8 protein-coding genes and 1 tRNA gene are annotated in these 11,511 nt (G+C 44.5%); 2 read left to right on the top strand and 7 right to left on the bottom strand.

Features of this window, described 5'->3' with window-relative positions; translation table 11 throughout:
* The 3 genes from KYS23_RS11105 to dnaQ all read right to left on the bottom strand — a co-directional run bounded on the left by KYS23_RS11105 (position 1) and on the right by dnaQ (position 2,701).
* Positions 1-77: transfer RNA gene (locus tag KYS23_RS11105), tRNA-Asp, on the bottom strand.
* 321 nt (positions 78-398) lie between these two features.
* Positions 399-1,895 carry a TIGR03503 family protein gene (locus KYS23_RS11100; RefSeq protein WP_218418673.1) on the bottom strand — a complete coding sequence of 499 codons (1,497 nt, stop codon included), beginning with the start codon at positions 1,893-1,895 and terminating at the stop codon, positions 399-401.
* A gap of 89 nt (positions 1,896-1,984) precedes the next feature.
* A complete protein-coding gene (gene dnaQ / locus KYS23_RS11095; protein WP_013784493.1) occupies positions 1,985-2,701 on the bottom strand; it encodes a DNA polymerase III subunit epsilon in 717 nt (238 codons plus the stop codon).
* A 103-nt stretch (positions 2,702-2,804) separates the two neighbouring features.
* Between dnaQ and rnhA the strand changes: the two genes are divergently transcribed.
* On the top strand, positions 2,805-3,272 hold the full coding sequence (gene rnhA / locus KYS23_RS11090) for a ribonuclease HI (RefSeq protein ID WP_013784494.1): 468 nt from the start codon (positions 2,805-2,807) through the stop codon (positions 3,270-3,272).
* A gap of 144 nt (positions 3,273-3,416) precedes the next feature.
* Here rnhA and KYS23_RS11085 read toward each other — a convergent pair whose 3' ends face one another.
* A complete protein-coding gene (locus tag KYS23_RS11085; protein ID WP_218418669.1) occupies positions 3,417-4,394 on the bottom strand; it encodes an NAD(P)H-quinone oxidoreductase in 978 nt (325 codons plus the stop codon).
* A 460-nt stretch (positions 4,395-4,854) separates the two neighbouring features.
* Between KYS23_RS11085 and KYS23_RS11080 the strand changes: the two genes are divergently transcribed.
* Positions 4,855-6,048, top strand: a complete 1,194-nt coding sequence (locus tag KYS23_RS11080; protein ID WP_218418667.1) for a class I SAM-dependent rRNA methyltransferase — start codon at positions 4,855-4,857, stop codon at positions 6,046-6,048.
* 194 nt (positions 6,049-6,242) lie between these two features.
* Here the strand turns inward: KYS23_RS11080 and KYS23_RS11075 are convergent, their stop codons facing one another.
* From KYS23_RS11075 to hrpA, 3 genes are all read right to left on the bottom strand, one after another.
* A complete protein-coding gene (locus KYS23_RS11075; RefSeq protein ID WP_159530902.1) occupies positions 6,243-6,497 on the bottom strand; it encodes a DUF2061 domain-containing protein in 255 nt (84 codons plus the stop codon).
* A 355-nt stretch (positions 6,498-6,852) separates the two neighbouring features.
* A complete protein-coding gene (locus KYS23_RS11070) occupies positions 6,853-7,155 on the bottom strand; it encodes a PilZ domain-containing protein (protein ID WP_159530904.1) in 303 nt (100 codons plus the stop codon).
* Positions 7,156-7,313: 158 nt separating this feature from the next.
* The gene (gene hrpA, locus KYS23_RS11065; protein WP_218418666.1) at positions 7,314-11,327 is read right to left on the bottom strand and encodes an ATP-dependent RNA helicase HrpA; all 4,014 of its coding nucleotides are present in this window, start codon (positions 11,325-11,327) and stop codon (positions 7,314-7,316) included.
* Positions 11,328-11,511: the final 184 nt, after the last annotated feature.

The following is an 11,511-nucleotide window of genomic DNA, read 5'->3' as shown; positions in this document are numbered from 1 at the left end:
TGGCGGAGCGGACGGGACTCGAACCCGCGACCCCCGGCGTGACAGGCCGGTATTCTAACCAACTGAACTACCGCTCCACAATTTCAATGTTATCAGTGAGTTAGTTGAGTTGTTAAAACCCCTTGCCCTCACTGCGGCGCAGATAATACGGTTTAGACCTTACAGAGTCAATGCTTTTTATTAATAAAATTGTCATCTGGGCACTGTTTGCACGATAAATAAACACAATGTTGAAATATAATTCAATCAGGCGGGAATTCGTACACATAAAACTAGCATGCTATTCCCACAGGCCACGCTCACCTTAGGATAGCTTATTTGCACTTTCGTATTAATTAATAGAAAAAAGTCCGCCTATTACGGCTATTCAGCGCTAAGAATGTGCCTACTTATTGCCCCTACTCTACCGGTTTCGACTTCTTAAACTTTGCCAGTAATTTTTTAAAGCCCTTGGGTTCATTATCAAGAGATAAGTCAGATTCAGAGACCATTTTTTTGTTCGCTTTTTTATTTTCTTTTTTTGTGGCTGACTTTGTAGATGCAGAACCACTGGCTTTTCTTCTTTTTAAGATAATAATAATAACAGCAGCAATAACACCTATTAAAATAATCGTGCCATTTACCCCTACAATAAGTAGAGTTAGCGTACCTGAATCCATTTCATCATCTTCAACCATCGATTGTGTATTTTCTGGATTGGCGGATGTTGAACCGTTGCCCATTGCGAGCCGATCTTCACTACCATCAACAATCGGATCTTCTCCGTCAATTAACGGGTCTATCACTTCTGGCGCAGGTGCTTCAGCCAAAAAACTATACTCAGGCACATCCAAAATGAAGTCTCGGCCATCCGATGTTGTGCCATAAGCTGTTAGCTTAACGCGATAAACCCCCTCTTCATAAGCGACAATAAGGTGCTCTCTTACACCATCGCCACCTTCGGTTAACGAAAAGTTTTGTATATCTGCGTTTGGAAATCTAATTTTGCCGTCAATAAGAAGTGACTCTATGTTGACGAGTTCACGATCTACATCGATGGACAAGATATGATATCCATCTCCCGTACCATCGGTAGCGTCTAGTTCAACATCTACATAAACAGGGTTGGTGTGCAGTATAATGGGTGTACCAATTTGTTCTCGAGTGAACATTGGTGTGTCTACCCGATACACAGGCTGCCATTTACCCGCCGCCACTTTTAAATTGAATTGGCCAGTAAACACCCCATCCATAGGACGCTCATCCATGCCCCGCCCGTTATCTTCAAACTTTGCGATTTCTGCTTCGTTAGCACCAAAGTTGTCATAATTGGGGTCATTGGCACTTTCAAACTCAATAGACAATTCCACTACATCACGAAACTGTTTGTTGTCAATTTTTTCGCCACCATTGGTTAGGTAAGCTGTAGATTTTAATATTTCGCCAGAAAAGAGAATGCTGGGAAGCGGTGTGGCGTGAAGCTTAATATCAGAAATGACCATAACCCGACTTGCTGGGTTAACCTGACCTACCGCCTGCCAAGGGCCAGGCATCGGATTTTCAATGGTGATCATATCAAAGGTATCGGCGTCGAACCACTTAACGTTGGCCTCGTCCACCCTACCTTGAAACAGCTTTGAACCATCGGGGCGAACTAATACTACGGGAGCAGAGCCGTATTCACGAAAGAAAATCATGGAGACCTCTTTCACGTTGTAGTCAATACGAAAACGATTCTGTAATAATTTAATCGAGTTCTCGTATTCATCCCCCAAGTCAGTAATAGGTGAAGGCGCAGTGTCGGCTTGCGTGTCCTGTGATGACGGAGCTGGCAGCGAAGTATCTTGTGAAAATACCGATGCAGTACATCCTAATAGGCACAACGCCAACACTAGTTTCATCACACCTACTTTCACTGTTGCCCGCTCCTTTGGAAATGTATTTTAAAAATGGTTAAGTACGGCTAGTAGCTAAGGCTACACACCATAACCTGCACCTGAATTAGCTATGCATCGTTTTGCTCTGGGCGCCACAAACATTTACCCCCTGCTTTTTCTACGATATCTAAACGGGATTCATGCTGTGCTAATTCATCGGCGCTAGCCTTGATAACCTTTAATTTATTTCCGTTTCTGTTCAACCGCCGAAGTGCATCTGATTGGTTTTCACCGCTGCCCTTAGATGCCAAATTAAGCTTTGTCTGCCCACCGGTCATTAGCAGGTATACGTCGGCGAGTATTTCAGCATCCAGTAATGCGCCGTGAAGCTCACGATGGCTGTTGTCTATGCCATAACGCTTACACAACGCATCTAGGTTGTTCTTTTGTCCTGGGTGCATTTTGCGCGCAACCGCCAAGGTATCAAGCACACTACAAATATCTTTGGTGATAACGCCACGGGTTTTCGGTTCCATCCCAAATTCGTGATCCATAAAGCCTACATCGAAGGGCGCGTTATGGATAACTAATTGAGCACCGCGAATAAAATTCACGAAATCTTCGGCTACATCTCTAAATGTAGGCTTATCGGTTAAGAACTCGTTGGTAATACCATGAACATCAATGGCCTCTTGTTCTATTTGACGGCCAGGATTAATGTATACATGAAAGTGATTGCCAGTAAGTTTACGGTTAACCAGCTCAACACACCCAATTTCAATCACTCGGTGACCTTCTTTAGGGTCGATACCTGTAGTTTCTGTATCTAGTACAATCTGACGCATGATTCCTCTAATCTTACCTTTTGTTTTTTGATAGTATATCAACCCCTTCGCCACAGGCTAAGGGAAAAGCGAAATATGAAAGTAAATAATTTAAGGACACCCAGTGGCTCAAAAAACCATTCACATTTTTACTGATGGCTCATGCCTTGGAAACCCAGGCCCAGGCGGCTATGGCGCTGTACTCGTTTATAACAGTCACCGTAAAGAGCTAAGTGGCGGATTTGCGCATACGACCAACAATCGTATGGAATTAATGGCGCCTATTGAAGCATTAAACAGCTTAACTGAGCCCTGCAACGTTGAATTAACGACAGATAGCCAGTATGTGAAAAACGGTATCAATCAATGGATCCACAACTGGCGTAAGAACGGCTGGCGCACATCAGACAAAAAAGCGGTAAAAAATGCCGACCTTTGGAAACGCCTTGATGAGGCAGTTAGCAAGCATAAAATTAATTGGCACTGGGTAAAAGGCCACTCGGGTCACCCTGAAAATGAACGCTGCGATGACTTAGCGCGTGGCGCGGCAGAAGCCAAACCAACAACGCCAGATAGTGGCTTTACAGGCTAATTACTTTAAGGGCTAATAGCTTACAAGGCCAATAGATTTGCAAGCAAACACCTCTATAGGTAAAGGTTAGTGATTTTGCGAAAAGAAAAGGCAGCATCGCCTTTTCTTTTATTACGCTAAATTGTTTTTATTTTTCGCGTCTCACTACCACTCTACAACTATCTTTCCTTGCGTGTCGTTACTTTCTAATCGTGCGTGAGATTTTGCGACATCACTTATTGCGTATACCGTATCTATGTTTGCGCTAAGCTCGCCCGAGGTGAATGCAGGTAAACAGGTTGTCGAGAAGTCACTAATAAGCGCGCTTTTGTAGTCATCGGTTCTGTTACGCAGCGTAGTACCTTGTATTCTGGCTCGTTTTCCCAACATTAACGCCATATCAAGGTTGTCGGCATAACGCCCAGCCAACATGGCGAGGTAAACGACAATGCCGTCTCGCTTTAGAATGTGAAGGTTTCGATTTAAATAATCGCCACCCACCATATCAAGCACCATATTCACGCCCTCAGGCCAATGGGCTTGTACCTCTTCAGCAAAATTTTGCGTTTTGTAATTTATCAGCAGGTTAGCGCCGTTTTGCTTACACTGCGCTAGCTTTGCTTGGGATGATGCGGTAACTGCACTTTCTACTCCCCAAAAATGACAAAGCTGAGTGGCGGCTAATCCCACACCACTGGCACCACCGTGAATGAGAACCCGCTCTGCTGGTTTTACGTTCGAAATAAGACGCAAGCACTGAAATGCAGTAAGAAACACCTCGGCAAGCCCTGCCGCCGTGCTATACGGCATATTTTCAGGAACGTGCATTAAATGCTGCGGGTTAACAGCAACTTGCTGTGCATAACCACCGCCTGCAACCAATCCAAAGACCTTATCTCCCACTTTCCACTCACTGACTGTAGCGCCTACCTCTATGACCTCACCGGCAACCTCAAGCCCTAAAATCTCACTTTCACCAGGGGGGGGAGGATAGTGCCCTTGGCGTTGCAATGTATCGGCTCGGTTCACACCAAAGGCGTGTACTTGCACTAGTACTTTATCGTCGGTGAGTACGGGCGCATCAACCTCTGCTATTGTTAGGTCTTCTGGTGCACAGCCTTTTTCGAAGTTTACAAATTGCATTAGTATCCTCTTTTTTGGAATTTCACTGGGGGTGCAGTGTGTCTTTGCACGTTAGTGATAGCATGAATAAATACGTTAACCTATGATTACGTGGGTGATAATTTTTGGTGCATAATTGAGTTGGCAATTTTAGCCTCATACCGCTAACACCTATTTTATTGTGCAAAATGAGACGTAAACCAATGTAACTTAAGGTTATTGAAACAATACTCATGATTACCAATAGTTTGCTATAACCCTGTGTGTTATCTATGGCCTGCGCTGCCTAAACAAACTTACTTTCAAACTTAATAAAATAGTTAAGTTCTGGTCAGTAAACTGGGTAATCATTCGCATAGGCAACGCTTTATCGCTATACTTCGCCCCGCCGCTTACGTGTGGTTGCAAGGGCCGTTCACTTGCTAAAGGCTTTCAATGCAATACCCACTTCCTAGCTAATTCAAGAAATAGAGTACGTTTCATGTCATCACAAGTTATTTTGCACCCTAATAGAGATAAATCCCTTCGTCGTCGCCACCCTTGGGTGTTTGAAAGCGCCGTGGCAGAACTAAAAGGTAGAGGGCGCAGAGGTGACACTGTTGATGTGTTCGATTCAGAAGGTGATTGGTTAGGTCGCGGCGCTTACTCTCCTACTTCGCAAATTCGCGTACGCATGTGGACCTTTAGTAAAGAAGAAAGCATCGATAACGCATTCTTTTTACGCCGTATGGAAATTGCGCTTAATTTGAGAATGCGTTTATTTGACCCAGAAGTGACCAATGCATTTCGCTGGATTGCATCTGAGAGTGATGGCCTTCCAGGTGTTACCATAGATTTGTACGACAACGTAGCCGTATTGCAACTATTAAGCGCTGGGGCCGAGAAGCACCGAGATAAAATTGTGTGGGCAATAAACAAGTTAAAGCCCGGTACCCACGTTTACGAGCGAAGTGATGTTGATGTACGTAAAAAGGAAGGTTTAGAGCCCGTTACAGGTGTGGTGAGCGGCGAGCCACCTATGCAAGTTACCGTAAAAGAAAATGGGCTTTCTATCGTTGTTGATATAGAGAACGGCCACAAAACAGGCTTTTATCTTGATCAACGAGATAGTCGTGCTGCCGCTGCACATTATGCCAAAGACGCTGACGTGCTTAATTGCTTTAGCTATACCGGCACCTTTTCTTGTTACGCACTACAAGGCGGCGCTAAATCGGTTACCAATGTGGATGTTTCTCAGCCTGCACTCGACCTTGCTAAGCAGCATGTGGCGTTAAATGGTTTAGATGAAAGCAAAAGTCATTACGTCAAAAAAGATGTATTTAAGCAGTTGCGTGAATACCACGAACGCAAAGACCAATTTGATATGGTTATCCTCGACCCACCCAAGTTTATCGACAATAAAGCTTCGCTAAACCGTGCTGCCCGGGGTTATAAAGATATAAACCTGTACGGTATTCATGCGGTGAGAAATGGTGGATTACTGCTTACCTTCAGCTGTTCTGGCTTGATGCCAGCCGACCTGTTTCAAAAAATTGTGGCTGATGCGGCATTGGATGCAGGAAGAACCATTAAGATTATTGCGCGACTTAACCAAGCCACCGATCATCCTGTGATAGGCAGTTATCCTGAAGGGTATTACTTGAAAGGTTTGGTTTGTGAAGTTACCGATCTGTAATTTCAGGCGTACTTTTTACATCCAACGAAATACACGTTACAGACGAATAAAAGCAAATTAATACAGGGTTACTGTTTAATTCATTAAGCATAAAAAAACGTGGCGCTAAGGTTTTATTAAGTGTTATTAGACTTAACTCACCTTTAGTGCCACGTTCTTCGAAAATTCAAATAAGAGGCAAACTTAGTAAACGCTTATGATGCCAATGTCATCTCATTTGAAGCAAAAGCCTGCTCAGGACCACTACGTAGTTGCTGATCGCTAGCTTGGTCTTTAGGCTGGTTCTCAAATTTCTTCCAGACTCGCTCGTGAAAATAAAATACCACCGTATTTACAGCTGGCTCAACTAAGGCTACTGCCCCACCCACTACTGCACTACCTGTTAATAAATATGCCACTGTAAAAGCGACGGTGAAGTGCATACACGCAAAAGTGATTGTCTTTTTCATAATGATTAACCTAATAAGTTTGTCTCGAATCGTTAATAAGAATTATTATCGATTAGATACATCAAAGACAATTGATTTTTACGAAGGGCGCCATCGACTTATTCGATTTTAATATCATACAAGGCGTTGCTTTGTACGTGATAAGCATAGAGGTATTAGCCACTGCGTTCAGTCAGCTAGATATTTCAGCGTTTTAGGCATTTTACAGGGGAAGTGGGAATATTGGTTGTCAGCAATGGGTTGTCAAAATGGCGCTAATACTAACACTAATTACAAGGTTGACAGAGCTAGACTGACTCACGAAAGCATTCGTGAGTCATAAATAAGCCTAGGCTAATGAACGCCCTTGTACAGCCTACTTCATTTCTGAGATTTCAACCCCAATTAAACAGCTAGATTCTGTATCTGGCTCACAGCGAACCACAGTAGCAATAGCTGCTAATGAGGGCACTTGAGAGCTTGGAGAATCTATGGCAACGCTAACTTGCGTACCAATTTCTATCGATGGTTCATCTACTTCTAAAGACATGCCCGTCGCGCTGATGTCTTTACACATCGCTTGCATAGTGCGGCTCGATTCATCATCAGTAACCTGTAACTGACAAGGCGAATTAACCATCATCCTGAAAAAGTTTCGCTTATCATCGTATCCCAACATTTCTACATCTCCACTACGTATTCAAACCACATGTTGCTCTACCTGTTATAGGGCGAGGTTGGCTGCTTGTCAATCAGACTAACCAAGAATTGTCCGATTATATTTAGAAAATTAGTTTCTGTTTTTGGGGAAATTAATCAAGGCCCTTAGTTTCCCAGCTAGAAGTCGGCTAAAAACAGTGAGATACGCTTTGCCGATATAGGGTAAGCCGTACCTAATGCTTGCGCAAATAAAGACACCCTTAATTCTTCAATCATCCAACGTGCATCTAATAATGCTTGGGGTACTTTACCTTTAGGGTATTTACCACACGCTTTTTCCCACTCATTGACCGCTTTCTCAACGGTGAGTTGATGCATTCTGTCTTTGTTCGGATCAATCGGTAGCTTTTCTAGACGACGAGATAACCCTTTTATATACCGATTCCAATCGTTAAGTCGCGCTTCACCTATATCCGATACAAACCCCGGGAATACCAAGCTAGAAAGGTGCCCTTTGCAGTCGCCTAATGCGTTTATCATGTTAAGGGGCACATTGCCTTTCATTTGCTTTTGGCATTGGTGAGCAAGGGTTAAGCCCTGCTCTACCTGTTTCGCTATTTCTAGTACTTTGTCGTTAATTTCAGCGCGCACTATATCTACGCACGCATCGAAATCAGCTTTGTTACGAATATCTGTATTGTGCTTTTCACAATACTCGCCCACCAGCGCATCTATACCGGCAAAAATACAATCATCAATAAGCGCTTTAATTTGCCCAAACGGATTAAAGTAAAGACCCAGCTTCGCTTTATTGGGCAGCTTACTTTGTAAATAATTAAGCGGCGACGGCATGGCGTTTTTAATCAACACGTTCACACCTTTTCGGTGCATAGATTGCGCTTTTTCTGGCTCGTCAATGAGTGCAATATCTACCTTATCGCCCTTCTCCACTAATGCAGGGAAGGCTTGTACTTCAAAGCCCCCCATCTTTTGCGCAAAAGTAGTAGGTAAAGTGTCGAAATCCCAACTTTCAATACCACTACGCTCAAGCTCAGGCGTAGCGGCTTTTTCAAAGGTTTCTTTTACTTGCCCAGCACACTGCTGTTTAAGGGCGTGTAAATCGTCTGAGCGCGCAATGGTTTCGCCTTTATCGTTTACCACGGTAAAGTGCATGATTAGGTGCCTATCAAGCTGAGAAAGGTTCCATTCATCTTCTTCTACGGTAATGCCTGTCATTTTACGTAGTTTAGCCGTTACAGCCTCTACAAGGCTAACTGGCCGGCCGTTTTTATCCGTTTCACTGATATCAGCAATGCAGGCATCCGCAAAGTTAGGCGCAGGCACAAAATTGCGGCGTAAGCGCTTTGGTAAGGTTCTGATCATTGACACTATGCGTTCATGTCGTAGCCCTGCCACTTGCCAATCAAAGCCAATATTTTCCACTTGATTGAGTACCGGCAAAGGAATAATCACGCTAACGCCATCGTCATCCGCATTCGGCTCGAAATGATAACGAAGCCCCATGGTGATGTTGCCCTGTCGCCACGCATCAGGAAAGGCGTTTTCTATGGCTTGGCCTGGCTGCTGGCGATACACGTCTTCTTCGGTAAAGGTAAGCACGTCGCTTATCTTTTTACCACCCGACTTTTCTCCGCCCCCGTGTTTAGCTAACGCTTCTTGATTTTTGTACCATTTTTTAAACGCCGCTTCATTATTCGCTTCCACTGGAATACGGGAGGCATAAAAACGTACCAGTTCGTCGTCATCAACCAAAAGATCACGGCGGCGAGTTTTTTGTTCAAACTCATCGGCTTGTTCAAGCAAGGCTTGGTTTTCTTTTAAGAAACCAAAGTTAAGTCGTGTGTTACCCTCAACTAAGCCTTCGCGAATAAAGAGCTCGTGGCATACCGGCGGGTCAATTAAGCTATATACTTTGGCCCGCTTCATCACTATGGGTAAGCCAAACAAGGTTACTTTTTCAAACGCGATAACCGCACCGCGTTTTTTCGACCAATGAGGCTCAGAATAACTGTGTTGACTAACATGCCCGGCTATTGACTCTATCCACGCGGGATCAATTTTCGCCACCATTCGAGCAAATAGCTTAGAGGTTTCCACTAATTCAGCCGCCATTACCCATTTAGGCTGCGACTTAGAAAGCCCAGACCCCGGGAATACCATAAAACGCGTATTACGCGAGCCTAAGTATTCTCTGTCTTTATCTTTAAAGCCAATATGCGAAAGCAAACCACTGGCAATGGCTTCGTGAATAGCTTGATAATCTGGCTCGTTTTTCACAATGCCAAACCCCAGTTCGGCCACCGACTTTTTAAGTTGGCTAACAATGTCCTGCCATTCGCGCATACGCAGGTAATTGATAAATTGGTTCTTACACCATTTACGAAGATGGTTCTGGCTTAATTCATTTTGCTGCGCTTTAAAGGCATCCCATAGGTTATACAAACTAATAAAGTCTGAGTCTTTATCGGTATATTCGCTGTGCTTTTCATCCGCCTGTTGGCGTTTATCCTGTGGGCGTTCACGGGGGTCTTGAATAGATAGTCCTGCGGCAATGACCATCACTTCCATCAACGCGTTAGTGCGCTGCGCTTCCACCACCATGCGGGCGTAGCGAGGGTCGATAGGTAAACGGGCAATCTGCCTGCCCATTTTAGTAAGCTGCATGCGGCCTTTTTGTTTCACAATGGCCTGAATTTCTTCTAGCAACCTAAAGCCGTCATTAATGTTACGGTTATCGGGCGGCTGTACAAAAGGAAAATCGGCGATATCCCCTAACCCCAACGCAAGCATTTGTAAAATAACAGAGGCCAAGTTAGTACGCAGTATCTCGGGGTCGGTAAATTCAGGGCGGCCTAGGCAGTCATCTTCACTGTATAAGCGAATACAGATACCATCGGAAACACGTCCGCATCGCCCAGCCCGCTGATTCGCAGAAGCTTGTGATATAGCTTCTATAGGCAACCGCTGTACTTTACTTCGGGCGCTATAGCGTGAAATACGGGCCACACCAGGGTCGATAACATACTTAATGCCCGGCACAGTTAGCGAAGTTTCTGCCACGTTGGTAGACAATACAATGCGCCTACCGGTGTGAGACTGGAAAATACGGTTTTGTTCTGCGGCGGAAAGCCTAGCATACAAAGGTACTATTTCAGTATTACGGTATTGCCTGCGCATTAGCGCATCTTGGGTGTCGCGAATTTCACGCTCCCCACTTAAGAACACCAAAATATCGCCCGGTTTCTCGGTTAATAGCTCATCAACCGCTCCCACAATGGCGTCGGTTTGATCGATATCGTTCTCATTGTCTTCAGGGCTGTGATAACGAATTTCAACCGGATACGTACGTCCACTCACTTCAATAATAGGCGCATTATTAAAGTGCATCGAGAATCGTTCGGGGTCGATGGTTGCCGAGGTAATAATGAGTTTAAGTTCAGGGCGCTTGTCTAATAGCTGCCTTAAATAGCCCAGCAAGAAGTCGATGTTTAAGCTACGTTCGTGGGCTTCATCAATAATAATGGTGTCGTACTGATTCAAGAAACGGTCGTTTTGCATTTCTGCCAGCAACATACCGTCTGTCATCAGTTTTACGTAGCTTCGCTCGCTAACCTGATCGCTAAAACGAATCTTAAAGCCTACCTTTTCACCTAGCGGCGTGTTCAGCTCTTCGGCAATACGAGTTGCCACACTGCGAGCAGCCAATCGACGTGGCTGGGTATGCGCTATCATGCCGCTGACACCACGGCCAAGCTCTAAACATATTTTCGGCAACTGGGTTGTTTTACCCGAGCCGGTTTCACCCGCTACAATCACCACCTGATTTGCTGCAATGGCTGCTTTAATATCGTCTTTTTTATCGCTAACCGGCAATGGTGGATAGGTGACTTCAGGTAAATTCTTAAGCCTGACCGCACGCTTATCTACCGACGCTTGAATATCATTGGCGAGCTTGTCGTATCGAGTGGCTAACTTGCTTTGCGGGCTATCGGCAGCAGATTCAGTTTGGTTATTATCCTTTACCTTTTCACTGCTATTAAGCTGCCTCGTGAACTGCTGAATACGCCGTTTTAACGGGAATTTATCCACCGACAGACAATTATCGAGTTTTTCATATAACGGTTTAATCTGAAAAGCGACAGGCGACGAGGGCGCGTTAGGTGAAGACAATTTACCATCCTACTTTTTAATACGAACTGGGTGATACGAACTGTACTATCTGTACTTACGGTGCTTAATAGCGAAACGAACTGTTAACCATTGCTGTCAAAATAGCCTGTGCTTTTATATACGGCTAGACAGCGGAGGTCGATCCTAGAAGAAGTTGCTTTAAATTTCCACCGCTAATCACCGT

The sequence above is a fragment of the Alteromonas lipotrueae genome, from assembly GCF_019249255.1.
Classification (GTDB): domain Bacteria; phylum Pseudomonadota; class Gammaproteobacteria; order Enterobacterales; family Alteromonadaceae; genus Alteromonas; species Alteromonas lipotrueae.
This window is presented reverse-complemented; position numbering and strand designations above follow the sequence as displayed.

Coding starts and splice junctions, on each gene's coding strand:
- dnaQ (WP_013784493.1), bottom strand. CDS start 2,701: ATGCGTCAGATTGTACTAGATACAGAAACTACAGGTATCGACCCTAAA.
- KYS23_RS11085 (WP_218418669.1), bottom strand. CDS start 4,394: ATGCAATTTGTAAACTTCGAAAAAGGCTGTGCACCAGAAGACCTAACA.
- KYS23_RS11080 (WP_218418667.1), top strand. CDS start 4,855: ATGTCATCACAAGTTATTTTGCACCCTAATAGAGATAAATCCCTTCGT.
- KYS23_RS11075 (WP_159530902.1), bottom strand. CDS start 6,497: ATGAAAAAGACAATCACTTTTGCGTGTATGCACTTCACCGTCGCTTTT.
- KYS23_RS11070 (WP_159530904.1), bottom strand. CDS start 7,155: ATGTTGGGATACGATGATAAGCGAAACTTTTTCAGGATGATGGTTAAT.